The organism is Flavobacterium cryoconiti (genome assembly GCF_048158645.1).
GTDB classification, from domain to species: domain Bacteria; phylum Bacteroidota; class Bacteroidia; order Flavobacteriales; family Flavobacteriaceae; genus Flavobacterium; species Flavobacterium cryoconiti.
The window spans coordinates 67,688-93,491 of sequence record NZ_JBLNKW010000005.1; the positions used below are offsets into that span (position 1 = coordinate 67,688).

The following is a 25,804-nucleotide window of genomic DNA, read 5'->3' on the forward strand; positions in this document are numbered from 1 at the left end:
TTATTAATTCGCTATACTTTATTTTATTGGGAGTTCCTTGAATTTTATTTAAAGTAATACCCTTCACTCGCTTATTCTCTAGCGAGTAAAAGTATATCGGTTAGCATTGAAAAAGGACTTTTTGCTAAATAGTGTGCTACTATTTATTAATTGAAGAAATTCCAAACCAGTCCAAAACGGATTGTAAAATCACGAGAAGGATTATTAGGTGACGCGTAAAAATTGTTACCCGATAAAGAAGAATTAAAATGCTCAGCTTTAAAGTAAATTCTGGTTCTTTGAATCTTAGCATTAATAAAGAAATCAAGGTTTGGAGAATTGCCAATTTCCTTTTTATTCTGGACAAAAAATTCTCCGATTACCGGATTATAATCATTGGCAAAATATTTCGTAAAATAATTCAAAGAAATACCTGTTTGCAAAAACAAAGCTTTCTTTTTGAAAAAAGAACCCGAGTAATAGAATGTATTTCTCGTCACAATTTCAGGAACGTTTAAAATATTATCTTGCTGATCTACTTTTTGATACAAAACAGTATTATCTAATGCAAAACTACCAAATTTCAATTCTTTGTTCACTTTCACGGACAAATAATTTATGGTATTAGCGTATTGTACCGGAGTAACGATTTGAGTACGTGCCAATATTTGCGCATCGGTTGAAACATCATTAAAATACAAATGATCGTTAAGCACAGAATACTGTAACGAGGCATTAAACCACGGTGTAATTGCATTAGCGCTAATTGAGTTTATTTTTTCATTCTTGAAATCATTTGACCAGTTGTATTGAACATAACTACTCTGATACAGGTTGTAATTATTATTTGGCAACTTATTTATGTTTTGATATTGAAATGACAACTGCGTTTCATCATTGAAATCATATTTAACTTTAGCATCCAAATTTGATAAAGATTGATTCGTAATCGATCTTGAATACAAAAATTTCCCATTCCATTTATTTTTTTGATACTCATATTGCCCTCCTGCATTATTTATTTTTTGAGCCAAAGAACCCGGAACCGTTTTATTATCAAAAATTAATATCTGGTTGTAGTAATAATTAGACCTAAAATCATCTACAAAAAACTGAAATTTTCCTAAAGTTGTGTTCTCATAAATCAACCCGGCTCTATTATACATTTTATTGTAACGGGTTTGATCATTGATTCCACTATCTTTGAAAGAAGCTCCAAATCGATATACAATTTCCGAACCCACGGTAGAAGGAACGGTTACCTGATTGTATTCGAAAAACTTATTTTCATAATTAAATTGGTGCGTTACATATAAATTATTTGCTCCTTTGTTTGCATTTATTCTAAAATTGTGATCTAAGAATATTCTTTTCCCTTTCAGAAATGATTTAGCATCTAAAAAAAAGACTTCAAATCGTTGTCTGTTATTGTATTTTGGATCTTCACTTTCGAAATCACTAATGGTTGTAATTCCACCGTTTTCTTCATTTAAAATATCTTGTGATGTAAAATGCGCATTAGAATAATAGCGCTTATTTTTAGTATTATAACTTACGGTAAATCTAAAATTTCCAGTACTTGCCAATTGATTTAAATATTCTCCCTGAGAGCGCAATCCTCTGTAAGCTATAGAAAAATTAAGGTTTTCAGACGTGTTTAAAGTAATGAATGCATCTGTCGATTGCCCTTTTTGCATGACACTTTTAAAATATAATTCGGTAACTGGAGTGGCAACTGAACTATATCGTATTTGGTTTGCCTCCAGAAAATTAAAATGTTTCGCTTTGAAACCAAATTCTGGTAAAGGTGAAAAATCAGTTAAACTATATTGCAATGTATTATACGTTTGACCTTCATTTGCAAAAGGCAAAAGTCCAAAAATATCTTTTCGCAAATAATTATGGCTGTATTCTTTTTGGATAGTAAGTGAAGTATCTATGTAAGTTGTGTCTCGATCCAAAGTAATCACGCGATACATATCTATGGTAGCAACCGGTTGTTTTACCTTTTTGATAGAATCGGAACCGTTGTATTTGCTATTGTAATCTAATTCTTTACTATTCCTTTCTTGAGAAAACAGCAAAGTGGAGAATGATATAAAAATAAAAAAAAAGAAAATTCTCATTTGAATGGGGTATAATTAGGCAATTATTTTTACACTTTTAATCAAGCAAAGGTAATTTATAAAAACATATAAATAAAAAAACACAGCATTTTATAGGATTGTTATAACAAATAGATAACTAACGGGTTTTTACAGCGAAAATTTTATAATATTTGTTTCTTTAAAAAAATACAACATGCTCGAAAACAATTTTTCGAAAATTATCCTCGAAAGCGGAACTGATGAAGCGGGTCGTGGCTGTCTTGCCGGTCCAGTTACTGCAGCAGCCGTTATATTACCTTTTGATTTTGAAAACGCAATCCTGAACGACAGTAAACAATTATCCGAAAAAGCCAGAGAAAAATTACGCCCTATCATTGAACAACAAGCCATTTCCTTTGCAGTAACGCATCTTGAGCCCCTGATAATTGACGAAATCAATATTCTGAATGCATCTATAAAAGCGATGCAGGAAAGTATTCTAAAACTCCATCCCAAACCCGAATATATTATTGTTGATGGAAATGCGCCATTAATCCATAAAAAAGGAATAAAAAACCGTGGAGGAAAAATTTTTACTGTAGCTGAACTCGAAATTTTAAATTCGATTCCAAATACCAGTATCGTAAAAGGGGATTCTAAATTTATGAGTATTGCTGCTGCCTCAGTATTGGCAAAAACTTATCGGGATGATTATATGAATCGCATTCATGAGGAGTTCCCCATGTACAACTGGAAACAAAATAAAGGCTATCCTACCAAAGAACATCGTGAAGCAATACGAAAATACGGGATAACGAAATATCACCGAATGACATTTCGACTATTGCCGGAACAGTTAAAATTAGAAATTTAGATTTCAGATTTCTCAAAAGTCGCATCAAAAAGAATGGAGAAATGCTTCAGGATTTTTTCTTTGACTTCTTCTTCATTTACTCTTTCAACTCCGAGTTCTATGTTTAATGAAGTTACTGCTTTACCGCGAATTCCACACGGAATGATGTTATCAAAATAACCCAAATCAGCATTTACGTTTAAAGCAAATCCATGCATGGTTACCCAACGGGAAGCGCGAACACCCATAGCACAAATTTTTCGAGCAAATGGAGTTCCTGCGTCCAACCAAACACCTGTTTCGCCTTCACTTCTGCCACAAGAAATTCCATATTCTTGAAGGGTAAGAATAATGGCTTCTTCCAGAAAACGCAAGTATTTATGAATATCAGTAAAGAAATTTTCTAAGTCAATAATTGGATAACCTACAATTTGTCCGGGGCCGTGATACGTAATATCGCCGCCACGATTGATTTTATAGAACGTCGCTCCTTTGGCTTCGAGTTGTTTTTCGGATAAAAGTAAATTACTTAAATCGCCACTTTTACCCAAAGTATACACATGAGGATGTTCCACAAAAAGGAAATAATTAGGCGTTTGTAAACTCGTTTCCTCTCTCCTATTTTTAATTTTTAAGTCAACTATTCCTTTGAACAATTCTTCTTGGTATTCCCAAGTTTCCTTGTAATCTTTGTTCTCTAAATCTTGAAGTTGGATGGTTTTGTTCATTTGTCATTGCGTGGAACGAAGGAATCCTATTTCGTTCACTAATTTTTGATTGGCAAAGGTACAAAGTTTTCAAGAATGAATAATGCAGTGTTCCGTTAGATCTTTAGTTTAAAATTCTTATTCCAAAATCACCTCTAAATTTGTGCTTTCTGGATTTTGTAAACAATCTGTTATTAGAAATTGCAATTCTAATGCTTTTTTATCTTCGCTTATTTTTGCATTTGCATTCGAAACTGATTTTATTTTTCGAGGAAAATGATATTTTAAAATATAAGGCTGATTGATTTTAAAATTAGCCACTCGGGTTTTCAAGTCAGCAATTTTATCTTGCTGTTTTTTTAATTCGACTTCATTAGTAATTTTCACTGTCCTTTTAAAAAGACTTCCGTCAAAAGTGTAGCTGACTTTATAATAATGTTCTTCGGCAGTCAAGGCATAATTGTGTTCTAAATCATCTGCATATTCCTGGGTTTTGTATAAATCTGGTACTGCTTCTATTTTATCGAAGTTTTGATTGATTTTTGTTCGAAATTCTTTCTCGTAGGAACTTTTCTTGATGTGAACGTTTACCGTTGCATATTTTTGAAAAATAGCTTTTTCGGATGGTGGAAGTTTTGAAAATGTTTCCGAATATTTCGTTATAAAATCCTTAAAAACGTAAGTTGTATCCTCAAATTTTTCTTCTTTGGAATAATTTTCACCCGCTAATTGCATGTAACTGTGTTCGTCGCGAAGTGATTCGGTTTCTATTTTCCCCGTTCCGTCCTGGTTTAAATAGATGGTTTCGGTGATTTGGCAGCTTGCAGCGAGTAGCCCTAAAAGCAAAAAAGCGTAAATTTTATTTTTCAATTTTTATGATTTTGAATCGTAATTTTTACCAAATGTAAAATAATAACTACAATCCCTAGCCCAGATTACAGTGGAAATCCTTTTTATTTTTTCTTTAAAAATAAAAAGATTATAACGGAAAGCTGGAAATAGCTCCAAAAAACGGTTAGCACTTTGCTACTTTGCTACTTATACAGTATCTTTGCGCTCTTAAAAACAGCATAAAATGGCATTATCCGAACAAGAAATATTACGTAGAGAAGCACTTACCGAATTACGCAATTTAGGCATTGAGCCTTATCCAGCAGCCGAATTTATGACAACCGCTTATTCCAGCGAAATCCTAGCCGATTTCGAGAAGTACGAAGGAAAAGAAGTTGTTTTAGCAGGACGTTTGATGGGTAAGCGTATCATGGGAAAAGCTTCATTTGCAGAATTGAAAGATGCTGAAGGGCGTATTCAAATCTATGTTTCGAGAGATGATATTTCGACTGATGAGGAGAAAACAATGTACAATGTAGTTTTCAAAAAACTATTGGATATTGGCGATTTTATTGGGGTTCGCGGAACGGTTTTCAAAACGCAAGTGGGTGAAATATCCGTTCATGTTTATGGATTGACGGTTTTGGCAAAAGCTTTGAAACCCCTTCCTGTGGTAAAAACGGATGCTGATGGAAAAACACACGATGCTTTTGCTGATCCGGAACAAAGATACCGTCGTCGTTATGTGGATTTAACGGTGAACGATCATGTTAAAGAAACGTTTATCAAGAGAACTAAATTGTTCAATGCGATGCGTTCTTTCTTTAATGATAAAGGATATTTAGAGGTAGAAACTCCTGTTTTACAACCAATTCCTGGTGGAGCTGCTGCGCGTCCTTTTATCACGCACCACAACTCGCTTGATATGCCTTTATACATGCGTATTGCGAATGAATTGTACTTAAAAAGATTGATTGTTGGTGGTTTTGATGGGGTGTATGAGTTTTCGAAAAACTTCCGTAACGAAGGAATGGACCGTACCCACAACCCGGAATTTACTGCCATGGAAATATATGTAGCCTACAAAGACTACAATTGGATGATGAAATTTGCTGAAGATCTTTTGGAGCATTGCGCGATTGCCGTAAATGGGAAATCAGAAGTGACTTTTGGAGAACATACCATCAATTTCAAAGCGCCTTATGCTCGAGTTACAATGACCGATTCTATCAAACATTTTACTGGATTTGATATTTCTGGAAAGAGTGAAACAGAGTTATTTGACGCTGCCAGAGGTATGGGAATTGATGTGGATGCCACGATGGGTAAAGGAAAATTGATTGATGAGATTTTTGGCGCTAAATGCGAAGGAAATTATATTCAGCCAACATTTATCACGGATTATCCAAAGGAAATGTCACCATTGTGTAAGCAACATCGTGACAATCCTGAATTGACAGAACGTTTTGAATTAATGGTTTGTGGTAAAGAAGTAGCGAACGCTTATTCTGAATTGAATGACCCAATTGACCAAAGAGAACGTTTTGAAGACCAAATGAGATTGGCTGAAAAAGGAGATGATGAAGCCACAGGAATTATCGATGAAGATTTCTTAAGAGCTTTAGAATATGGAATGCCACCAACATCTGGAATGGGAATTGGGATGGACCGATTGATTATGTATTTGACTAATAATGCTTCTATTCAAGAAGTATTGTTGTTTCCACAAATGCGACCAGAGAAAAAACAAGTTCAAATTGAATTGTTAGACGAAGAGAAATTAATCATTGCTCTTTTGAAAACCAATGAAAGCAAAATGGATTTGGGATTATTGAAAGTAAAATCAGATTTGAGTGGAAAGAAATGGGATGCTGCCATGAAAGGCTTGGCTAAACATGGTTTAGTGAAAGTAGCTTTAGTAGGTGATAGTAAAGTGGTGGAATTAGCTGAATAGTTTATTCCGTTTGATTATATAAAAAAGGAGCTTCAATTCGAAGCTCCTTTTTTGTTTTACAAAGTATAATTCAAATTGACACTCCAACGGTAATTGGCTTCGATTTTTGAATTGGACAAATGTTGATTGATGGGAAGCATTGCGTTTACACCAATGGAAAAGTCCCCTTTTCCAGCTTCAATTCCAAATTTACTAAAAAGAATATCTCCTGATGTATCCGGTAATTTTTCTCCATATTGCTTATTGGTTTCATAGATTTCGCCCGCCAAGCCCACTTGCGGAACCAGTTTTACAGCCGGTAAATCAAAAAGATAAAACAGTGTACTACCATAATTAAATTGATTTCCAAATTGGTACTGCTTTTGGTTTTCGGTTTTGAAAGTATAATTCAGCATGGTGCTTAATCCCAAATTTTTCTTTTTTATAACATATTCAGATACCAAAAGATAATCCCAACTTCCTGTTCCAACTTGGAAACTCTGGTTTACACTTCCGCTATTGTTAGCTTCATCAAATTTTCCTGTTGGGATTTTTACTCCTCCGCCCAATTGCAGTTTATGGGTAAAAACCGTGCTGTCTTTTTGCGTTTGATATATGGAGTACATCGCCATAACGGAAATATCACCCAATCCTTGAATATTTTCTGTTCCGGTGGAACGCTCGCGATTGTGAAAATGATAAGGAACCAATGCCGAAATCTGAATTTTTTCTGTAATTGGTATTTTAGCCCAAATTTGGACCGTATTGAAATTTTCATCTACCCACGGCGAGTTGGCGAAAATCCCGTCTCTGCTGGTATAACTTTGATTGAAATAGCGCAAGCCTACAAAATTATTATTCAGCATGGAACTAAATCCCATACTACCTCCACTGGCCGAACAGCCACAAGCATCACAATCATCTTCGAAATCTTCGAGTAATTGCATTTTCTGGAAGGTAAATCTCGAAATGCTGTCTTTTTCTATTTTGGCAAAAACAAACTGGTTTACAAAAAGAACTAAAACAATAATTAAAATTTTATTTTTCATGATTTTAATATTCTGAGAATCGTTTATCAGTGAGATATTGATTATCGGTTAGTGTTTTTAGGAAGGCAATTAATTGTGTTTTTTCAATATCAGAAAGCGGAATTCCTAAACTTCCGTTTTGATTTAGAATTGGGTCTAAAGTGGTTCCGTTTACAACTCCAGAAGCATAATGATTCAAAACGGATTCTAATGTCCCGAATCTTCCATCGTGCATATAAGGCGCGGTTTTTTCAACATTTCGCAAACTGGGCACTTTGAATTTATAATAATCCGTTGCCAATTGCGTCACTCGAAATCTTCCAACATCATTTATTTGCGGATTGACCGCCAAGCCATTATTTCGATAGGAATTATCAGTCATCAAATCTGTGGCGTGACACGAAGCACATTTTGCATTGAAAAGCGCATACCCAGCTAATTCCTCTGAAGTTAAAGTACCGCCCATTTCATTACGACGGTATTTATCAAATTTAGAATTAGATGAAGTCACCATCAACATAAATTGAGACAGTGCTTTCAGCATATTTTCGGTATTTATGGCTCCATCTGTAAATGCTTGCTGAAAAAGCTTTTGATAGGTTTTATCTGCTTTCATCATGGCAACAATTGTCGTCAGATTTCCATTCATTTCAATAGCACTTGTCAATGGAATAATGGGTTGCAAATCCAAATGCGTTGTTGCTCCATCATACATAAATGCCGTTTGATAGCCTAGATTCTGAATTGGAGGCGTATTTCTGGTTCCTATATTATCACCCACGCCATGACTGAAAGTATGTCCGTGATGTGTAAATGCATTTTCCTGAATGTGACAAAACCCGCAAGAAATAAGTCCATCCGAAGATAATCTTCCATCGTAAAACAACTTCTTACCCAGTTCAAATCCTTTCTCTGTTGGCGGATTCAATGCGATATTATAAGCCAAATCCGGAAAATTAGACGGCACTTCGAAATCTAAAGGTTTATTGACATAAACATCATCTTGATCCGAACAACTGGAAAGCAAAGTCAAAAAGAGAAATAACACTATTAATTTGTACATTTTCACGTTTTTTAGCCCTGATAGTAATGGAAAGCCCGCAGCAGAAAAATGTAGTTTTTCTTGCTGGAAAAAGCGACCAAAGGAAGCTCTTTTTCCAGCTTAGAAAACCACATTTTTTAGCGAGGACTTGCAATGTATAGCAGGAAATAGCTTCTAATTCAACACGAATTAATCGTTATGAACGTGTGCTACCGTAAACATTCCGTTAAGGTTTGCTGTGATTAAAGGTAAATTTGTTCCGCCCATAATCATGGCTCCCATTCCGCCCATGTTATTATCCGAAAGTTTGATTTTGTTTGTTCCGTCAATAATTTTAGACACATCAGCTACAACGTGAATTTCTGGAGCAATAGTAGTTCGTACCATCGCTTTTGTAGGCAAATCAAGTGTTACTTCGGTATAGTTGTAATTTGTTCCCGTTTGTCCCGTATGAACCATAAACGATGTGCTGTTAGCCACTGTTGGGGACGTAAATGTACCTTCGAAAGCAAGGAATTTATACCCCGCAGACCAACTCCACAACATATCAGTAGCTTGAGCTGTAGCCAGAAAATTTCCCTGACCCGCCGCGCCTAATTCCCATTGCGCTTTGTCAACTCCTATTCCAAATTTTACTTTGGTATAATTTGCCGCAGGAACATTCTTTAATTCCAATAAATGACTGGCTTCAGTAGCTTCATCAACGATAAAATAGCTTTCGCTTTTTGGATAGGTAAAAGTAGTTCCATCCTCTTTGGTCAAGACGATGTTGCAGATAATGTATTTAACTGTATTGATTTTTAATACTTCATTGTTTGAAGTTGTATTAGCTTGCGTACTTAATATCAGGTCATTTGCCCCAAAAGAATTATCGAATTCAACCCCTAAGTTTCCTGTTCCTGAGATTACCTCATCATTATTAGTACAGCCTGCAAATACAGCGCTTAATGCAATAATTGCTATTGCCTTATTCCGTAAATTTTTCATTTATATGATTGTATATTTCTTGTTTTTTGTTTTGAAATAATTGCGCGCGCAAGATATTTTCAAATGACATTTGTCAAATGAAAAAATACACGCAAAAGTGTTTCAGCTAAAATTTAGGAAATAAAAATGGGCGGATGAAAAATGGAATATAAATTCAGGTGGGAATATAAATTACTATATTTTGAATGTATTGTTGTTTTGGTATTTCCGTTATAAACTAATAAGGAAAAATCGTTTTTGATGTCCAAGATTAAATCAACGGTATCAAATGTTGTATTCTTTTTATTAGAAGATGATTGTTTTTCTTCTTCTTGTGCTTTGGCTAATTCTTTCATCAAATGGCACTTTCCATTACAATGCATCATCGGTTTTGCCTTATTAACACACAGTACTTTTGAAATATATTCATAATTAACGGCATATTCTAAAACCGGGAATAATGGCTTTAGGAAAATAAATACGATTAATATGAATGCTATTTTTTTCACGGGGCAAAGGTAGATTATAATTCTTTAAAGTAAATATAATTTAAAAAATTAAAAGCCCTTTTTTTATTTCATTTCAACATTTCTTCAAATTTCAGAAAACAATAAAATAGGCCTGAAAAAACTTCAAGCCTATTTAGTATTAAACCAGAATTAATTCAGGAATTTCAATTTCTATCAATTCCGTTTTATAGGAATTAAATTGATTTAGAATCTCTTTTTTAGTGCTTTCGAAAAAAGGTGTTGCTGAAAATAAATCTTCATAATATGCAATTCCTTCCATCAAATTCTTTTTGAATGAATGCCATTTTTTTATTTGTGCCGCAGTAATTTCATCAGAAACTGCTGTGATTTCATTTTTCAAATAATCCAAATACATTTTTAATTCTTTGACAAATAAATTCGGGCGATCCGTGACCCTTAATACGGAAGCGTTCCCATAAATATGTTGCACCATTTTAGAAAGTGAAACTTCCTGGTCAAAATAAGCCATGTTTGGTCCGGGACAAATAATCACACCTTGTGCCTGCCCTTTTATTTTAATATCATTTTCAAGATACGAAGCATTGGCCAAACCTACGCAAAGACAAGCTTTTTCAGTGATACTGTTTTTCTTTTTTTCGAAAATTTCCGCAGATAAAACATCTTTTTGTTGGAGTAATTCCTCCAGTTTTAAATCTTGGTATTTTTTGGAAGAAGTGCAAATTCCTTTTACATCGTATTCTTTGCTTAACGCCAAAAATCGTTTTGGACACGAACTTCCCGCTTTACTTTCCTCAATACGTTTCAGTTTTAATTTTTCATTAGTCGTTCCGCGCAACGTATTAAAAGGAATTCCCAAAGGCGAAATATGACTTAAATACAAATCCTTTTCTTTGGCTCCAGCCAATAATCCTCTGGTGTGTTTATCTACCGAAGTCGCTTCGGGAACCAATAAAAACGGCGAACCCCAACCCACAGAATCTACATCATAATGGTCCAATAGAAAATCATGTTCTTCAGCAGTTCCTACGCCACCTTGAACGGTGATTTTTAAATCCAATGGTTGTTCCGGAACATGCATTTCTTTTTGTCCCAAAGCCTTTACCATCAAATCATGGGCAGATTGAATCAATTGATCCTTTTTCTGTTTGAATTCTTCTAAAATGGGTCCCAACAAATACCCTTCGGTTGCAAAAGCATGTCCTCCACAATTTAAACCGGATTCGATTCGGTATTCAGAAACCCAAAGTCCTTTTTTAGCTAAAAAATTTCCTTGAATCATCGCCGAACGAAAATCGCTTACTTTCAGCGTGATTTTCTTTTTCAGCGTATTATTCAAATCTGGAAAGAAAGCCGTAAAATTTTCAAAATAACTGTACAATCTTGGATTCATTCCCGCAGATAAAACAACTGAAGATTCTAATGTACTATTCGCAAAACCGCGAAGAGCAGCATGTGCATCATTGAAAGCAATTGGTAATTGTTCGTCTTTAATGAAATTGTCCTTATCGAGTTTGGTCATTATATTTACATCAATGGCACCCGGATAAAGATTATTCTCCAGATAATTTTTGATATTTTCTTTGAAAGTAAAACCTTCTTCCAACAAATTTTGCAAGCCTAATTTAATTTCCGATTTATTGGGCAACATTGCCATATAATTTTCCAATGCCAATTTGCTCTCGGACAATTCGGTTTTAAAATTTTCAAATTTTTCTTTTACGATTTTGTCCACCAAATTCAAATAAGAAGTAATGCGTTCTGCCCGATAATCATGAATTTTTTGAGTGATTTCTTGGTAAGGAAGATCAAATTTCTTACTGTAAAATGCATTCATTTTTTCGATAAGTTCATCATCCATAATTGAAATCACAGAAGATATTCCATACTTCGCCACTCTTATCGGGCTATCAATCGTATATGCAAGTCCCATTACCGGAATATGAAATGTATGAAGTGGTTTAATTGTTGTCATGCCAAAATGATTTAATAAATAAACCACAAAAGTCGAGAAACAAAACGGCATAAAAGCTGATAAATATCATGCGCTATAAATTACTACGCTGAAAACAATAATACTTTTTAGGTAGCTGAACAATAATTTTTCTCCCATTATCCAAACGGTAAACTTTTGTTAACGATTAAACTTTTCATTTCTTCTGTTGTCTTATAACCATAACTTAAAACAATAGAAATGAAAAAATTAATTATCGCCGCATTATTAGTTGTTGGTATGTCATCTTTTGCTCAGGACAAAAAAGAAATGGAAAAAAGACCTCATAGAGATGAGATGGAAAAATTTACTCCAGAACAACGAAATCAATTAATGTTAAAAAAAATGACATTAGACCTAGACTTGAATACCAAACAGCAAGAACAAATGAAACAAATCATTGCTGAACAAAGTACCAAAAGAGAAGCTATGAGAACGGCGCGTAAAGCAAATCAGGAAAAACCGACTAGTGATGAACTTTTTGCTATGAAAAACAAGATGCTAGATGAGCAAATTGTCATGAAGAATAAAATGAAAAGTATATTGTCTCCGGAACAATTTGAAAAATGGGATGCAATGAAAGAAAAACAGCACCAAAGAAATGGACATCGTGGACATCATGGAGGAGAAAGAAAAGCAGAGTTAAAAAAATAACATAAATAAAAACCCCAAAATTTAAGATTTTGGGGTTTTATATTTTGCCGTAATGCATCTTGCAATAGCCATTTCTAGTTGTCCATTGCTTTCTTAATCTACAATCCGCTTCTTACCCTAACATCAATGTCACTTCCTGATTCAATTCTAATTCCGAATCATGTTCAAAGAAAATGGCTCTTCTTTCAAAAGCTGCTTTTATCAAATAATGGCTTCCTTTAAAATAACATTGTTTTACAACTACGTGCATCATTGCGTTATCGACTACTTTTAATTGGTGTGGATACAATAAAAGTGTTTCATCATCTCCATCCAGATCAATTAATTGTGATAATTTCAATTCATTTACTTCTCCAAAAAGAGACGCAACATATTTATTTGTGGGATTTTCATATAGGAATTTTGAGTTTCCTTTAGCAACTACACTTCCGTTTTGAACCACTATCGTTTCATCCGAAAAAGACAAAGCATCTGTACTATCATGCGTGGCAATGATACAGGTAATTCCCTTTTGTTTTAAATAACTGAATAAATTTCTACGCAAGGCATTTTTTCTGAAGGAATCAATCTGACTAAAAGGTTCATCCAACAAAATTATTTCCGGCTCCAACGCCAAAACTCTTGCCAATGCTACTCGTTGCTGTTGTCCCCCACTAAGATATTTGGCTTTCACTTTTGCAAATTCAGTCATTTCTACCATTTCCAAAAGCTCCTGAACTCTGGCTTTCTTTTTGTCTTTATAAATATTAGACAAAAACTTCCCTACGTTTTCTTCAACAGATATGTAAGGCATCAAGTCGAAATCCTGAGCTAAGTATTTAATATAATCTTCCCCAGGAACAAGATTGCGTTTGGGTCCAAAAATGGGTTTATTATTATAGGTTATTTCCCCTTCATCTAAATCATATAATCCATATATCAATTTCAACAAAGTACTTTTCCCACAGCCACTTTCACCAATTACAGCTACATTTTGTCCTTGAGTAATTTCAAAACTAACATTCTTGATAACGGGATTTTCAATGTAAGTAAAAAATATATTTTTTATTTCAAGCATGTTTAATATTTAAGAGCGCAAATTTACAATGTTTAATTTAAAAATGTAGTCAAAAAAAAAGCTGTTTCATTACGAAACAGCTTTCATTTTTATAGAAAATTAGTTTATTGCTTCACTTCCGTTTTTGCATCTTGAATCATTTTCTCATTTGCGGTAATAGCAAATTCAACACGACGGTTTTGACTTCTTCCATCTGCTGTTTCATTTGAAGCAATTGGATCAGCAATTCCCAAACCAGTTACTTGAAATCTACTAGAAGAAACCCCTTTGCTTGCTAAATAACTTTTAACTGATGCAGCTCTTTCTCCAGAAAGTTTTAAATTATAATCTGCTGGACCAGTACTGTCAGTATATCCGTAAATAGTAATATTAGTATCTGGATATTCTCCAAAAACAGGAACCAATTTATCTAAATTAGCTTTTGCAGAAGCTGTCAAAGAAGATTTATTAGTATTAAAACGCACTGCATTTTCATTCAAAACTAATTTAATTCCTTCTCCTACACGAACCACTTCAGCTCCTGGAAGTGCAGCATCGATTTCTCTTGCTTGTTTATCCATTTTGTTACCAATAACTCCACCGGCAACTCCACCAACAACTCCACCTAATACCGCTCCTAATGCTCCGTTACCACCTTTACCTAAATTATTTCCTAGAACTCCTCCTAAAACAGCTCCGGCAACAGCTCCTATTCCAGCTCCTCTTTGTGTTTTATTCGTATTTTTAACTGCCTCACAGCTAGTAAACATTGAACCCATCAACATTATTGTTGCCATTGCAACTATTGAAATCTTTTTCATATTTGTATTTTTAATTAATTAGTTTTTTTGAAATTGGTAAACCACATCAGTCATTTTTCCTCCTACATCAATTTTATCAATCAACTGAAAAGAAGTTTCTGTTTGGTTTGCTACATATAATATATACCCTTCTCTAACTTTTTTTGCTTTTATGCCTGCATCCAAAACTTTCAGAATAAATTGACCATCTTTATTTACAAACCAAGTAATTGGAGAACTAAATGAGGAACATCCAGCTTTTGTCAAAGCCATATTTCCTTTATTATTATTAGAAATAAATTTCCAAGTACTGCCTACAAAACACTCTGAATCGGCAATTTGAAATGAATTCACTTTAATGTATTGTGAACCTGGATAGGTTACGGAACTGATTACCCAGTTTCCTTTCATAGCAACCTGCGCTTTTCTATCGGTATTTGTACTTGTTACTGATGTTGACTTACATGCAAACATCAAAACTGCTAATGTGCATAATAAAATGACTTTTCTCATCGTTTCAAAAAATTTTGTGATTAATATTAGTACAAAGATACAAAGCATAAAAACAAAAATGTTTCACAATTAAATTATTTTATATCATAATTAACGCTTACGACAATTTGTCACTTTAATCTAGATTGGTATCTTATTTGACTGAATAGTTCCAAATTCAAACTTAAAAATTCAAAATATGACAACTGGAAAAATTAATGTTTCGGTAGAAAACATCTTCCCCCTAATCAAGAAATTCTTGTACAGTGATCACGAAATTTTCTTGCGTGAATTGATTTCAAATGGGACTGATGCCACGCTAAAATTAAAACATTTAACAAGCATTGGAGAAGCCAAAGTAGAATATGGCAACCCAATTATCGAAGTAAAAATCGACAAAGAAGGTAAAAAACTACACATTATCGATCAAGGTTTAGGAATGACTGCGGATGAAGTAGAAAAATACATCAACCAAGTAGCCTTTTCTGGTGCTGAAGAATTCTTGGACAAATACAAAGATTCAGCTAAAGATTCAGGAATTATTGGTCATTTTGGTCTTGGTTTCTATTCTGCATTTATGGTTGCCGAAAAAGTGGAAATTATCACTAAATCTTTCAAAGATGAACCAGCAGCGCACTGGACCTGTGACGGAAGTCCTGAGTTCACCTTAGAGCCTGCTGATAAAACCACTCGTGGAACAGAGATTATTTTGCATATTGCTGAAGATTCTTTAGAATTTTTGGAAGACGCAAAAATCAACCAGTTATTGAATAAATACAATAAGTTCATGCCTATTCCAATTAAATTTGGAACTAAAACGGAGAAAATTGAACAAAAAAAGGGCGAAGAAGTTGCTCCAGAAGACAAAGAGGAAACCTTCAAAACAGTTGAAATAGATAACATCATCAACAACCCAAATCCAGCTTGGACAAAACTACCAACGGAATTATCGGATGAGGATTATAAAAATTTCTACCACGAATTGTATCCAATGCAATTTGAGGAACCGTTATTCCACATTCATTTAAATGTAGATTATCCATTTAATTTGACTGGTATTTTATATTTCCCAAAATTGGGTTCTGATTTACAAATTCAGAAAGATAAAATTCAATTATACCAAAATCAAGTTTACGTAACAGATAATGTAGAGGGAATTGTTCCTGAATTTTTAACCATGCTTAAAGGGGTTATAGACTCACCGGATATTCCATTGAATGTATCCCGTTCTGGATTGCAAGCGGATGCGGCCGTTAAGAAAATCTCGAATTACATCACCCGTAAAGTGGCTGATAAACTAAAATCGTTATTCAACGAAAACCGTGAAGATTTTGAGAAAAAATGGAACGATATCAAAATCGTTTTAGAATACGGAATGCTTTCCGAAGATAAATTCTACGAAAAATCAGGCGCTTTTGTTTTGTATCCAACTGTAGATGATAAATTTTACACGCTGGAAGAATTAAAAGAAAAACTGGCTGCAAATCAAACTGACAAAGACGGAAAACTGGTTGTTTTATATGCTGGAAATAAAGAAGCACAACACTCTTATATCGAAATTGCAAAAGAAAAAGGATATGAAGTTTTATTGCTTGATTCCCCAATTATCTCTCATTTAATTCAAAAAATTGAAGGCGATAACAGCGGAATGACTTTCGTGCGAGTTGATTCAGATCATATTGATAATTTAATCAAGAAAGAGGAAACTACTATTTCTAAATTATCCGAAGAAGAACAAACGAATTTAAAAACTGTTTTAGAGGCAATTGTTCCTAAACAAACCTATTCGGTTCAACTGGAAGCTTTAGACAGCAATGCTTCACCATTTATCATCACGCAACCAGAATTCATGCGTAGAATGAAAGAGATGAGTCAATCAGGTGGTGGCGGAATGTTCGGAATGGGCAATATGCCGGAAATGTATAATTTAGTGGTGAATACTAATTCTGAATTAGCAACAAGCATCCTAAACAACAAAGACAAAACAGCTCAGGAAAGTTTGGTAAAACAAGCCTTAGACTTAGCTAAATTGTCACAAAACTTATTAAAAGGAGAAGCATTAACAGCTTTCGTAAAAAGAAGTTTTGACATGATAAAATAAGTATTAAGAAAAAAAGAATTAAGTATCAAGACCTGCAAGTGAAAACTTGCGGGTCTTTTTTGTTTAGGAGCAGCACACCCATTTTCCACAAAAACGACTCCTCCTGCTGTCCATTGCAATCCACGCTGATTACTTCGTTCCTTGTAATAGCATGGGATTTACATTTCCATCGGGGCTATTTAGAGTGTTTTTATTTTCAAAATAATGTCATCAAAACCGCTCAAACCAGTTCACTTATTAAATAATCTGTTGTAACTATTTGTAAAGAATTATTTATATATTTGAATTATAACAAAGTATGACATAGTCATATATATCTACCCATAAATGGTTGGGTTTGTATGATTTTGTCATAATATAAACTAGTTAGCAACCAGTTTAAAAAAACCACGTATGAACGATCAATTAGTAGATAATTCACTTTGGGAAATTGCAACGGGTAATCCTTATGAATTGAAACGTAATTTTAGAAGAGATGACGAAGAAAGATTTTATCGTCAAAGCATTTCATATTTAATAGATGATTTAGGATTAATTAAACAGCCCTTTAAAAACAGCCCTGTATTGCAACTGACACCTTTTGGATTAGAAGTTATTGGAAAAGGTGGTTGGCTTAAATACACTCAGTCAAAAAAAAGTGCTAAAAAAGAAGCTGAAGAGAATAGGAAAGCAAAAGAAAAAGCAGAACTAGAAAATTTGACGTCAACGACAAAGGTTAATCAATGGCTATTGAGAACAAAATACCTTCCACATGTATTGTCTTTTGTTTCTATTGTAGTTTCTATTGGTATTGGTTTTTTTACAATTCATTCAGATCAGGAAAAACAATCACTTGAGACAAGAATAAAAGAACTAGAATTAATACAGACAAAAATTGAGCATGAAAAAGATTCCATTTCCAAAATAGCAACAAAACCAATTTCCAAAAAAGTGACAAAACCGGCTGCTAACCGCCGCTAATCGCCAGTGCGGTTTTTAGGTAAAATAAACACTTAATTTACTAAGTTTGTTTTATGGTAGCAGAAAGTACTCTGCTCCTTTCTCCGCACCCCCCAGCTAGCGCGAGCATCTCACTCGTGCCCATAAACAAAATTATAAAAAAAATGCAAATAAAATAATGCTCGTATTAATTGGAATGTGTTTGCTCTTTGTAACAGAAAATAATGCAAAATACCTGCTCTAAAATAAGTAAAGCCGTTCTTTCTAAACAAGAAAAAACGGCTTTATGCAAACTTCAATATATTAAAAAAGGCCTAATCGCACGCTGGGGGCACGCACGCCTATTTGTGTATTTACCGAAGTATTGCTTGGTGCTCTTTGATAATTTCTTTGATCATATTCATAATAATAAAATCCCGCGTATCCATAAAAGGAATCACTGTGGTGGCAATGGGCATCACAATGAGAATGATGCGTTTTATAAGCATCTCGCTTGCCCGCAAAATAAGCATGATACGCTGTTCTATTCTTTTTCTTTAACGCTTTTTCGTACGCTTTTTGTTCTTTCCAAAAGGCTTTTTCTTCGGCTTTACTTTTCGCTTCAAACGCTATCTCAAATTTTGCATCAGCTGCACCTCTTTGTTGGTAGTACGCTATTTTATCTGAGTTGGTATTTATTCTTGTTTCACTTTCTACACGGGCATCTTGTGCCTGCACTGTTGCTATTGTTCCTAAAAAAAGTACAGCGAATAAGGCTTTAATTGTTTTCATAATTTCTATTTTAGTTATAGTTACTATTATTTGTATTTCTAACTTCAATAGTAAGACAACTATAAAGCACTTTACCCTACCTAAAAGTTTTATTATTTTAAAAATGTACGAGAAACTGCAAATTGGATATTCATCCAACTCCACATCCCTCTTGCTCTTTTTTTATTAAAAAAAAGAATCGAATTGCGTACTTTAGATTTTTCATTATAAAAAAAAACAACCACAATTATGACTTTACACATAGAAACTCCTGCTTTACTTTTCTCCGCAACCTCGTTGATTTTATTGGCATATACAAACCGATTTTTGACCGTTGCAACAATTGTTAGAGGACTAAAAAAGACATATAAAGAGAAAGAAAATAAAATGATTTTATTGGAAATCAAAAACCTGAACTTACGCTTAACACTCATTCGTTACATGCAAATGGCTGGAGTATCAAGTCTCTTTTTATCCGTTTTCACAATGTTATTGTTGTTTTTAGATCAGCAATTATTTGGAATTTATCTTTTTGGAATGAGTTTACTTGGTTTACTTATTTCATTGGGATTATCATTTTGGGAAATAAACATTTCGGTAGATGCATTGCGTTTGCACTTAAGCGATTTGATAGAAAAAGAAACAAAATAATTCTCGCATTTAGAAGGAATTTTTAAATTGTTATTTTAAGGAAATACTAAAACTCGAATCTTAATTCATAATTGACACGCATACGAACAACAAAAACCTATCTTTGCCCGCTTTTTAAAATAGAATAAATGATAAAGAACAGTGTATTAAAAGGAGTTTTCTTAGTAGGTCTTGGAGCAACGAGCTACGGAATGCTGGCTACGTTTGTAAAAATAGCTTATGGCGAAGGTTTTACAACTCCCGAAGTAACAATAGCCCAATTTATATATGGGATTTTAGGAATGTTAATTATCAATAGCTTTCAAAAAGCTAAAAAAGGGAATGATGTTGTAAAAGCCTCCAAGAAAAACATTTTTCAATTGATGCTTGCCGGAACTTCTCTGGGAATGACCAGTGTTTTTTATTATTTAGCCATCAAATACATTCCAGTTTCAATTGCTATTATATTGTTGATGCAAACCGTTTGGATGGGCGTTTTATTCGAAATGATTTTAGAAAAGAAAACACCTTCCACACAAAAAATCATATCCGTAATCATCGTATTGATAGGAACTGCTCTTGCTACGAATCTAATTCAGAGTAAAGTCGATTTTGACTGGCGTGGAATCGTATTGGGGCTTTTATCAGCGGTTTCCTTTACCACAACAATGTTTACCGCTAATCGTGTGGCAACCCATGTTTCGTCAGCGCAACGCAGTCTTTTTATGTTGTTGGGTGGAGCGATAATTGTTTTTGGGTTTGCTCTTGCAACACAAAACGCTCCCTTCAATTTTGATATTTTCATGAAATGGGGAATTGTACTGGCCCTTTTTGGAACAGTGATTCCGCCATTATTATTCAATGCAGGTTTCCCTCTTACTGGAATTGGATTAGGAAGCATTGTGTCTGCATTGGAACTTCCGGTTTCGGTACTAATGGCTTATTTTCTTTTAAGCGAAAAAGTTAATACGATTCAATGGTTTGGAATTCTTTTAATTATTCTGGCTATTATCATCATGAATGTAAATTTTAAGAAAACAACCTAATTTTCATTTAAAGCTAAAATTATTAATTTAATTGTATTATTTGTATTAATAATTTTACTAAATTCGTAACAAACAACTTGTTATGACTTTACCTTGGCATTTATACGCAATGGCTTTTGTTTATATTTTAGCAGGATTAAATCATTTCAGAAACCCTCGACTTTACCTAAAAATCATTCCTCCTTATTTTCCAAATCCAAAATTATTAAATTCCATAAGCGGCTTTGCCGAAATACTTTTAGGAATAATACTCTGCATTCCTGTCACTTCAAAACTTGCCGCTTGGGGAATTATAGCCTTATTACTTGCAATTTTTCCAACGCATATTTATATGTATGCAAATGAAAAAGCGAGAATGGGTTTACCCAAATGGATTTTACTTCTGCGAATTCCCTTGCAGTTTGGCTTGATGTATTGGGCCTTTCAATATACATTTTTCAATAATTAACTTTACCCTTAATTTAAATAAATCTATTATGAAAAAACTTTTTGCAGAATTTTTCGGAACCTATTGGTTGGTATTTGGAGGTTGTGGCAGTGCACTTTTTGCTGCTGGAATTCCTGATTTAGGAATTGGATTTGTGGGCGTTTCTCTAGCTTTTGGCTTAACGGTTTTGACTATGGCATATGCTGTAGGTCACATTTCCGGTGGTCATTTTAATCCGGCTGTTTCTTTTGGATTATGGGCAGGAGGTAGATTTTCGGCCAAAGAATTACTGCCTTATATCATTGCCCAATGTGTTGGTGCTATTGCCGCTGCAGGAACTTTGTTCACAATTGCATCCGGAAAAGCTGGTTTTATGATAGACAATACTAAGGCAGGAGCTTTTGCTTCGAATGGATTTGGTACTTTTTCACCCGATGGATATTCCATGCAAGCTGCTTTTATTGCCGAATTTGTATTGACATTATTTTTCTTATTGATTATTCTTGGTGCAACCGATAAATTTGCAAACGGAAAATTCGCAGGAATTGCCATTGGTTTAGCATTAACCTTAATCCACTTAATCAGTATTCCTATCACCAATACTTCTGTAAATCCGGCAAGATCATTATCGCAGGCTTTATTTGTAGGAGGCGAACCATTATCACAAGTGTGGTTGTTTTGGGTTGCACCAATATTAGGCGCTATTGTGGCTGGTTTTATTTATAAAAATCTATTGCAGGATAATTCAGAAGTATAGCTTTTTAAAAATTATATTTATTACAGAGAGAAAAATGAAACCGCAACGTTACGTTTTTCTCTTTATTTTTGTACAATGAATTCACTATTTCAATCAGAACCGATACATCTCCATTTGCCGGATGCAGAAATTATGTATTATCCAGCTTTTTTTGACAAAGAAGAAGCCGATAGCATTTATGCGGAGCTGATACATGAAATTCCTTGGCAACAGGATGAAATTCGAGTTTTTGGCAAAATTCATCCGCAACCTCGATTGACAGCTTTGTATGGAAACGAAGGCAAACCATATTCATATTCGAATATAAAAATGCAACCGCATCCTTGGAATTTGCTTTTGCAAAAGATAAAATCACGAATTGAAAGTGTTTCTGATACTAATTTCACGACCGTTTTACTCAATCAGTATCGTGACGGAAAAGACAGTAACGGCTGGCACGCCGATAACGAAAAAGAATTAGGGACAAATCCTGTAATTGCTTCAGTCAGTTTTGGTGCTGAACGCATCTTTCAATTAAAACACAATTCTGATAAGGACCAGAAAAAAAGTATCATTCTGGAACACGGTAGTTTATTACTAATGAAAGGAACCACGCAGCATTTCTGGAAACACCAGATTCCAAAAACCGCTAAACCCATAGGTCCCAGAATAAATGGTACTTTTCGGGTAATCAAATAGATAATTTCTGCTAAAAATCATTAGATTTGAAATAAATACCCAAATTATGAATACTATTATTGCCTATTTCTCTACTATTCCTTCTTCGCATAGAAGTTTAATTCTGGTGAGTGGAATCACTATTTTTTGGTTGATAGAAAATGCTTTTCCGCTTTTTAACTTTACCTATAAAAAATGGCATCATGCAAGTATCAATGTTTTTTTGACGTTTACGACTATCGTTGTCAATTTCTTTCTGGCTTTTATTTTATTAAAATCTGCTGATTGGACTGTTGCAAACCATTTTGGAATTCTACAATGGCTTCCACAAATGCCTTTGGGAATTTACGCTCTTGTTGGATTACTTTTATTGGATTTAATAGGCGCTTATTTGGTGCATTTAGTAGAACATAAAACTAAATTACTATGGCGTTTTCACTTAATTCATCATACCGATACTTGGATAGACACCACCTCTGCGAACAGACATCATCCCGGAGAAAGTGTTATCCGATTTGTCTTTACCACTCTGGGTGTATTAATCGTAGGAAGTCCCATGTGGATGGTTTTTCTTTATCAAACTTTATCCGTTATTGCCACACAATTTAATCACGCCAATATCTCGCTTCCTAAAAAATTAGATACGATTTTGAGCTATTTTATCGTCTCTCCCGATATGCATAAAGTACACCATCATCATATGTTGCCCTATACTGATAGTAATTACGGAAATATATTTTCGATTTGGGATCGCCTTTTTGGGACTTTTATGGCACTCCCGAAAGAAGAAATTATCTATGGTATCGATACACATCCCAATCCCGAAGAACACAATCAATTGAAAAATTTGCTCAAAATACCGTTTCAAAAACCACGTTCAACAGAAAACAATTAAAAAACAATAAAAAAAATCTTGTTTTGATATGAAGTAATTATTTTTTTTCTTAATATTGGAATATAATTAGAAATGACATTTATTAATCATTAACAACTTATTTGAATTAATTTTCACGTGATGAAAAAGAGTAACCGCAAAGAATTGAACTGGGAACAAACAGAAAAACTTGTTACATTGGCCTTAGAGGAAAAAAATCCTTTTGAAATTATCAAAAAAGAATTTGGTTTGGCTGAAAAAGAGGTTCTTGAGATCATGAAAAAGAAGATGCCAGCAGAAAAATTTGAAATGTGGAAAAAGAAAGCTACTGCAAATAAACCAAAACCAAAACCTGTTAAAATAGATGATTTTGATGAAGATTTGGATGGTAAATATTACATAAAAAATAAACTTGATTAAAAATAAAACTCCTGTATCATTCAGGAGTTTTTTTGTTTTTAGACAGATTTAAATTTTATTTCCAAGCGCCTTTTTATTAATAATATTAATAAACAAATAAATAATATTAATTAATATATAAATATTATTTACATTTGTATACTAATATAACTGTATGCAACCAAAACTTCCTATACAATGTCCGAGTTGCGAAAACGCACTTTCGGTTACGCAGCTTAGCTGTGGGAATTGCTCAACAATAGTTTCAGGCAATTATTCCTTACCGCTACTCCTTCAAATATCAGAAGAAGAACAAAACTTTATTCTTCAATTTTTTATGACAAGCGGAAGTTTGAAAGAAATGGCTTCTCAAATGGGAAATAGCTATCCTACCGTAAGAAATAAATTAGACGATATCATTCAGAAAATAAGCCTTCTAAAACAAAAAATATGAAAACATTGCTATTCAATCCTTTCGAAAAATATTCGGAAAGGATTTTAATTATTGTGGGATTAGCATTTACCGTAATTGGTGGTTATTTAGGTTTTGTTTTTAATGCACGCTTTGACGGAGTTATTGATTTACACTTTGTAGAAAAAGTGCCCCTTTATCAACCTATTTTAGAAATTGGGATTAATATTCTATGTACAACTATTTTACTATTTATTGTTGGCAAAATCATTAATCCAAAAACGAGAATTATTGATGTTTTTTTGACAAGTATGATTGCTCGAATTCCATACTACATTGTTACTTTCTTCAATGCAAATAATAAGGCATATACTATTTCACAAGGAATTTTAAACTTGGTGAAATCAACTAAAACAAACACACTTTCAAGTACCGATATTTTGCATCTATTACTGATGTCATTTGCAATTATTGCTTCGTTAATTTGGTTCATCACATTACTTTTTAACGGATTTAAAACAGCCGTAAACGCAAAAGAAACCAAGCATATCTTATTATTTACAGCAGCGATAGTTGTTGCCGAAATTATTTCTAAAATAGCAATTATTAATTTTTTATAAATCTAAAATTATGGTTTCAGTAACAGTAAGTGGCGATACATTTATTTTTGAAATAAAAGGTTTCCATAAAATTTGGGCGATGGAAAGTAAAATTACCATTTCAAAAGAGAACATTATAAGAGCATATCAAAACAAAAACGAATTTACGTTTTGGAGAGGTTTCAGAATTCCCGGTACAGAAATTCCCGGTATAATTACCGCAGGAACATTTTATAAAAAAGGTAGGAATTTTTGGGACGTTATGAATAAAAAAAATGCCCTGATTGTGGAACTAAAAGACAATTACTACAAAAAACTGATTATCGAAGTTGAGAATCCAGAAGAAACAATGCGGGTATTAAACACTAAATAAAATGAAAAAATCACTATTCTTATTGCTGACATTATTTTCAATACTATGTCATTCTCAAACGAAAACGGTACTTAAATCTTTTAACAAAGAAGAAATCTCCATCAATCCATTGATAAAAGGTTCGTTGTATTCTCCTTTAAAACAAAACAAAAAAACAAATCTTGTTATTCTAATTGCAGGTTCCGGACCTACGGATAGAGATGGCAATCAGAAAAACTTAATCAACAACTCTTCAAAATACGTATCAGAAGAATTAGTAAAAAATGATATTGCTGTTTTCAGTTATGACAAAAGAATTATCGCTCAAATGATGACAGGAACTGTAAACGAAGCGACACTTTCATTTGATGATTTTGTCAATGATGCAAAAGACGTTTTTACTTATTTCAAAAATCAAAAAAAATACAACAAAATAATAATTGCAGGACACAGTGAGGGTTCGCTAATAGGGATGCTAGCCGCAAACAACAATGCGGATGCCTTCATTTCATTAGCAGGAGCCGGAAGAACAATTGATGCTGTTTTAGTAGAGCAAATAGAGAAACAAGCTCCTTTTCTAAAAGAAGAAGTACAAAAAGATCTTGAAATTCTTAAAAGCGGAAAAACTTTTGAACTAAAAAATCAAATGCTAGCCTCTTTATTTAGAGCAAGTGTTCAACCCTATATGATTTCATGGATAAAATACAATCCGCAAGATGAAATCAAAAAGTTAAAAATCCCCACATTACTGATAAATGGAACCAAAGATTTACAAGTCAATGTTACAGATGCGGAGTTATTGAAAAAAGCAAAACCTGATGCTGAACTTGTTATTATTGACAATATGAATCATATTTTCAAAGAAATTATAGGTGATGATGCCGAAAACATGAAATCCTATACCAATCCTGATCTACCGGTATCGACAAAATTAACTAACAATATTATTGTCTTCATTAAATCATTATAAAC

Annotated in this window: 28 protein-coding genes; 16 read left to right on the forward strand and 12 right to left on the reverse strand. The window is 33.6% G+C overall.

Annotation, left to right across the window (positions count from 1 at the left end):
* Positions 1-146: 146 nt before the first annotated feature.
* On the reverse strand, positions 147-2,105 hold the full coding sequence (locus tag ACM55H_RS08665) for a putative porin (RefSeq protein WP_416836125.1): 1,959 nt from the start codon (positions 2,103-2,105) through the stop codon (positions 147-149).
* Positions 2,106-2,280: 175 nt separating this feature from the next.
* Between ACM55H_RS08665 and ACM55H_RS08670 the strand changes: the two genes are divergently transcribed.
* Complete coding sequence (locus tag ACM55H_RS08670) at positions 2,281-2,940, forward strand: ribonuclease HII (protein ID WP_416836126.1); 660 nt, start codon at positions 2,281-2,283, stop codon at positions 2,938-2,940.
* Here ACM55H_RS08670 and lipB read toward each other — a convergent pair.
* Positions 2,937-3,647 (reverse strand): lipoyl(octanoyl) transferase LipB, encoded by a 711-nt coding sequence (gene lipB, locus ACM55H_RS08675; RefSeq protein WP_416836127.1) that lies wholly within the window; start codon positions 3,645-3,647, stop codon positions 2,937-2,939. The two genes, ACM55H_RS08670 and lipB, sit on opposite strands and share 4 nt — an antisense overlap.
* Before the next feature lie 117 nt (positions 3,648-3,764).
* Entirely contained in the window at positions 3,765-4,496 is a 732-nt protein-coding gene (locus tag ACM55H_RS08680) for a hypothetical protein (RefSeq protein ID WP_416836128.1), read from the reverse strand.
* 205 nt (positions 4,497-4,701) lie between these two features.
* Between ACM55H_RS08680 and lysS the strand changes: the two genes are divergently transcribed.
* A complete protein-coding gene (gene lysS / locus ACM55H_RS08685; protein ID WP_416836130.1) occupies positions 4,702-6,411 on the forward strand; it encodes a lysine--tRNA ligase in 1,710 nt (569 codons plus the stop codon).
* Between the two features lie 56 nt (positions 6,412-6,467).
* Here lysS and ACM55H_RS08690 read toward each other — a convergent pair whose 3' ends face one another.
* The 5 genes from ACM55H_RS08690 to ACM55H_RS08710 form a co-directional block, all read right to left on the reverse strand.
* Complete coding sequence (locus tag ACM55H_RS08690) at positions 6,468-7,439, reverse strand: transporter (protein WP_416836131.1); 972 nt, start codon at positions 7,437-7,439, stop codon at positions 6,468-6,470.
* Between the two features lie 4 nt (positions 7,440-7,443).
* A complete protein-coding gene (locus tag ACM55H_RS08695) occupies positions 7,444-8,481 on the reverse strand; it encodes a cytochrome-c peroxidase (protein WP_416836132.1) in 1,038 nt (345 codons plus the stop codon).
* Positions 8,482-8,649: 168 nt separating this feature from the next.
* The gene (locus tag ACM55H_RS08700) at positions 8,650-9,447 is read right to left on the reverse strand and encodes an MbnP family protein (RefSeq protein WP_416836133.1); all 798 of its coding nucleotides are present in this window, start codon (positions 9,445-9,447) and stop codon (positions 8,650-8,652) included.
* A gap of 113 nt (positions 9,448-9,560) precedes the next feature.
* Positions 9,561-9,935, reverse strand: a complete 375-nt coding sequence (locus ACM55H_RS08705; RefSeq protein WP_416836134.1) for a hypothetical protein — start codon at positions 9,933-9,935, stop codon at positions 9,561-9,563.
* Between the two features lie 139 nt (positions 9,936-10,074).
* On the reverse strand, positions 10,075-11,889 hold the full coding sequence (locus ACM55H_RS08710; RefSeq protein ID WP_416836135.1) for a hypothetical protein: 1,815 nt from the start codon (positions 11,887-11,889) through the stop codon (positions 10,075-10,077).
* A gap of 219 nt (positions 11,890-12,108) precedes the next feature.
* On the opposite strand from ACM55H_RS08710, the gene ACM55H_RS08715 reads away from it, so the two are divergent.
* Positions 12,109-12,561 carry a hypothetical protein gene (locus tag ACM55H_RS08715; protein ID WP_416836136.1) on the forward strand — a complete coding sequence of 151 codons (453 nt, stop codon included), beginning with the start codon at positions 12,109-12,111 and terminating at the stop codon, positions 12,559-12,561.
* Positions 12,562-12,673: 112 nt separating this feature from the next.
* On the opposite strand, the gene ACM55H_RS08720 is transcribed toward ACM55H_RS08715, so the two are convergent.
* The 3 genes from ACM55H_RS08720 to ACM55H_RS08730 all read right to left on the reverse strand — a co-directional run bounded on the left by ACM55H_RS08720 (position 12,674) and on the right by ACM55H_RS08730 (position 14,910).
* On the reverse strand, positions 12,674-13,618 hold the full coding sequence (locus ACM55H_RS08720; RefSeq protein WP_416836137.1) for an ABC transporter ATP-binding protein: 945 nt from the start codon (positions 13,616-13,618) through the stop codon (positions 12,674-12,676).
* Positions 13,619-13,722: 104 nt separating this feature from the next.
* Entirely contained in the window at positions 13,723-14,418 is a 696-nt protein-coding gene (locus ACM55H_RS08725) for a YiaD family glycine zipper/OmpA-like lipoprotein (RefSeq protein WP_416836138.1), read from the reverse strand.
* An 18-nt stretch (positions 14,419-14,436) separates the two neighbouring features.
* Positions 14,437-14,910, reverse strand: a complete 474-nt coding sequence (locus ACM55H_RS08730) for a lipocalin family protein (RefSeq protein ID WP_416836139.1) — start codon at positions 14,908-14,910, stop codon at positions 14,437-14,439.
* A gap of 178 nt (positions 14,911-15,088) precedes the next feature.
* On the opposite strand from ACM55H_RS08730, the gene htpG reads away from it, so the two are divergent.
* Both htpG and ACM55H_RS08740 read left to right on the forward strand, forming a co-directional pair.
* Positions 15,089-16,990: a molecular chaperone HtpG gene (htpG, locus tag ACM55H_RS08735; protein ID WP_416836140.1), complete on the forward strand. Its 1,902-nt coding sequence runs from the start codon at positions 15,089-15,091 to the stop codon at positions 16,988-16,990.
* Between the two features lie 393 nt (positions 16,991-17,383).
* Positions 17,384-17,950: a hypothetical protein gene (locus ACM55H_RS08740; protein ID WP_416836142.1), complete on the forward strand. Its 567-nt coding sequence runs from the start codon at positions 17,384-17,386 to the stop codon at positions 17,948-17,950.
* A gap of 282 nt (positions 17,951-18,232) precedes the next feature.
* Here the strand turns inward: ACM55H_RS08740 and ACM55H_RS08745 are convergent, their stop codons facing one another.
* Positions 18,233-18,700 carry a hypothetical protein gene (locus ACM55H_RS08745; protein WP_416836143.1) on the reverse strand — a complete coding sequence of 156 codons (468 nt, stop codon included), beginning with the start codon at positions 18,698-18,700 and terminating at the stop codon, positions 18,233-18,235.
* A gap of 228 nt (positions 18,701-18,928) precedes the next feature.
* Between ACM55H_RS08745 and ACM55H_RS08750 the strand changes: the two genes are divergently transcribed.
* The 11 genes from ACM55H_RS08750 to ACM55H_RS08800 all read left to right on the forward strand — a co-directional run bounded on the left by ACM55H_RS08750 (position 18,929) and on the right by ACM55H_RS08800 (position 25,802).
* Positions 18,929-19,330 (forward strand): DUF2721 domain-containing protein, encoded by a 402-nt coding sequence (locus tag ACM55H_RS08750; protein ID WP_039109037.1) that lies wholly within the window; start codon positions 18,929-18,931, stop codon positions 19,328-19,330.
* A gap of 128 nt (positions 19,331-19,458) precedes the next feature.
* Positions 19,459-20,355, forward strand: coding sequence for an EamA family transporter (locus ACM55H_RS08755; RefSeq protein WP_416836144.1), 897 nt, complete (start codon positions 19,459-19,461; stop codon positions 20,353-20,355).
* An 82-nt stretch (positions 20,356-20,437) separates the two neighbouring features.
* Complete coding sequence (locus ACM55H_RS08760) at positions 20,438-20,803, forward strand: DoxX family protein (protein WP_416836145.1); 366 nt, start codon at positions 20,438-20,440, stop codon at positions 20,801-20,803.
* Positions 20,804-20,831: 28 nt separating this feature from the next.
* On the forward strand, positions 20,832-21,539 hold the full coding sequence (aqpZ, locus tag ACM55H_RS08765; RefSeq protein WP_416836146.1) for an aquaporin Z: 708 nt from the start codon (positions 20,832-20,834) through the stop codon (positions 21,537-21,539).
* Positions 21,540-21,614: 75 nt separating this feature from the next.
* Complete coding sequence (locus ACM55H_RS08770) at positions 21,615-22,217, forward strand: alpha-ketoglutarate-dependent dioxygenase AlkB family protein (RefSeq protein WP_416836147.1); 603 nt, start codon at positions 21,615-21,617, stop codon at positions 22,215-22,217.
* A 46-nt stretch (positions 22,218-22,263) separates the two neighbouring features.
* Positions 22,264-23,091, forward strand: coding sequence for a sterol desaturase family protein (locus tag ACM55H_RS08775; protein WP_416836148.1), 828 nt, complete (start codon positions 22,264-22,266; stop codon positions 23,089-23,091).
* A gap of 120 nt (positions 23,092-23,211) precedes the next feature.
* Positions 23,212-23,490: a DUF2805 domain-containing protein gene (locus ACM55H_RS08780; RefSeq protein WP_035670363.1), complete on the forward strand. Its 279-nt coding sequence runs from the start codon at positions 23,212-23,214 to the stop codon at positions 23,488-23,490.
* Positions 23,491-23,644: 154 nt separating this feature from the next.
* Complete coding sequence (locus ACM55H_RS08785; RefSeq protein WP_039109031.1) at positions 23,645-23,923, forward strand: DUF2089 family protein; 279 nt, start codon at positions 23,645-23,647, stop codon at positions 23,921-23,923.
* On the forward strand, positions 23,920-24,501 hold the full coding sequence (locus ACM55H_RS08790; RefSeq protein ID WP_416836149.1) for a hypothetical protein: 582 nt from the start codon (positions 23,920-23,922) through the stop codon (positions 24,499-24,501). Before ACM55H_RS08785 ends, ACM55H_RS08790 begins: the two co-directional genes overlap by 4 nt.
* A gap of 10 nt (positions 24,502-24,511) precedes the next feature.
* Positions 24,512-24,853 carry a hypothetical protein gene (locus tag ACM55H_RS08795; RefSeq protein ID WP_416836150.1) on the forward strand — a complete coding sequence of 114 codons (342 nt, stop codon included), beginning with the start codon at positions 24,512-24,514 and terminating at the stop codon, positions 24,851-24,853.
* 1 nt (position 24,854) lies between these two features.
* Entirely contained in the window at positions 24,855-25,802 is a 948-nt protein-coding gene (locus ACM55H_RS08800) for an alpha/beta hydrolase (protein WP_416836151.1), read from the forward strand.
* Positions 25,803-25,804: the final 2 nt, after the last annotated feature.

Excerpts from the sequence above, each read along its gene's own strand:
- ACM55H_RS08665 (WP_416836125.1), bottom strand. The coding sequence starts at position 2,105 with ATGAGAATTTTCTTTTTTTTTATTTTTATATCATTCTCCACTTTGCTG.
- ACM55H_RS08670 (WP_416836126.1), top strand. The coding sequence starts at position 2,281 with ATGCTCGAAAACAATTTTTCGAAAATTATCCTCGAAAGCGGAACTGAT.
- lipB (WP_416836127.1), bottom strand. The coding sequence starts at position 3,647 with ATGAACAAAACCATCCAACTTCAAGATTTAGAGAACAAAGATTACAAG.
- lysS (WP_416836130.1), top strand. The coding sequence starts at position 4,702 with ATGGCATTATCCGAACAAGAAATATTACGTAGAGAAGCACTTACCGAA.
- ACM55H_RS08690 (WP_416836131.1), bottom strand. The coding sequence starts at position 7,439 with ATGAAAAATAAAATTTTAATTATTGTTTTAGTTCTTTTTGTAAACCAG.
- ACM55H_RS08695 (WP_416836132.1), bottom strand. The coding sequence starts at position 8,481 with ATGTACAAATTAATAGTGTTATTTCTCTTTTTGACTTTGCTTTCCAGT.
- ACM55H_RS08700 (WP_416836133.1), bottom strand. The coding sequence starts at position 9,447 with ATGAAAAATTTACGGAATAAGGCAATAGCAATTATTGCATTAAGCGCT.
- ACM55H_RS08710 (WP_416836135.1), bottom strand. The coding sequence starts at position 11,889 with ATGACAACAATTAAACCACTTCATACATTTCATATTCCGGTAATGGGA.
- ACM55H_RS08715 (WP_416836136.1), top strand. The coding sequence starts at position 12,109 with ATGAAAAAATTAATTATCGCCGCATTATTAGTTGTTGGTATGTCATCT.
- ACM55H_RS08720 (WP_416836137.1), bottom strand. The coding sequence starts at position 13,618 with ATGCTTGAAATAAAAAATATATTTTTTACTTACATTGAAAATCCCGTT.
- ACM55H_RS08725 (WP_416836138.1), bottom strand. The coding sequence starts at position 14,418 with ATGAAAAAGATTTCAATAGTTGCAATGGCAACAATAATGTTGATGGGT.
- ACM55H_RS08730 (WP_416836139.1), bottom strand. The coding sequence starts at position 14,910 with ATGAGAAAAGTCATTTTATTATGCACATTAGCAGTTTTGATGTTTGCA.
- htpG (WP_416836140.1), top strand. The coding sequence starts at position 15,089 with ATGACAACTGGAAAAATTAATGTTTCGGTAGAAAACATCTTCCCCCTA.
- ACM55H_RS08740 (WP_416836142.1), top strand. The coding sequence starts at position 17,384 with ATGAACGATCAATTAGTAGATAATTCACTTTGGGAAATTGCAACGGGT.
- ACM55H_RS08745 (WP_416836143.1), bottom strand. The coding sequence starts at position 18,700 with ATGAAAACAATTAAAGCCTTATTCGCTGTACTTTTTTTAGGAACAATA.
- ACM55H_RS08750 (WP_039109037.1), top strand. The coding sequence starts at position 18,929 with ATGACTTTACACATAGAAACTCCTGCTTTACTTTTCTCCGCAACCTCG.
- ACM55H_RS08755 (WP_416836144.1), top strand. The coding sequence starts at position 19,459 with ATGATAAAGAACAGTGTATTAAAAGGAGTTTTCTTAGTAGGTCTTGGA.
- ACM55H_RS08760 (WP_416836145.1), top strand. The coding sequence starts at position 20,438 with ATGACTTTACCTTGGCATTTATACGCAATGGCTTTTGTTTATATTTTA.
- aqpZ (WP_416836146.1), top strand. The coding sequence starts at position 20,832 with ATGAAAAAACTTTTTGCAGAATTTTTCGGAACCTATTGGTTGGTATTT.
- ACM55H_RS08770 (WP_416836147.1), top strand. The coding sequence starts at position 21,615 with ATGAATTCACTATTTCAATCAGAACCGATACATCTCCATTTGCCGGAT.
- ACM55H_RS08775 (WP_416836148.1), top strand. The coding sequence starts at position 22,264 with ATGAATACTATTATTGCCTATTTCTCTACTATTCCTTCTTCGCATAGA.
- ACM55H_RS08780 (WP_035670363.1), top strand. The coding sequence starts at position 23,212 with ATGAAAAAGAGTAACCGCAAAGAATTGAACTGGGAACAAACAGAAAAA.
- ACM55H_RS08785 (WP_039109031.1), top strand. The coding sequence starts at position 23,645 with ATGCAACCAAAACTTCCTATACAATGTCCGAGTTGCGAAAACGCACTT.
- ACM55H_RS08790 (WP_416836149.1), top strand. The coding sequence starts at position 23,920 with ATGAAAACATTGCTATTCAATCCTTTCGAAAAATATTCGGAAAGGATT.
- ACM55H_RS08795 (WP_416836150.1), top strand. The coding sequence starts at position 24,512 with ATGGTTTCAGTAACAGTAAGTGGCGATACATTTATTTTTGAAATAAAA.
- ACM55H_RS08800 (WP_416836151.1), top strand. The coding sequence starts at position 24,855 with ATGAAAAAATCACTATTCTTATTGCTGACATTATTTTCAATACTATGT.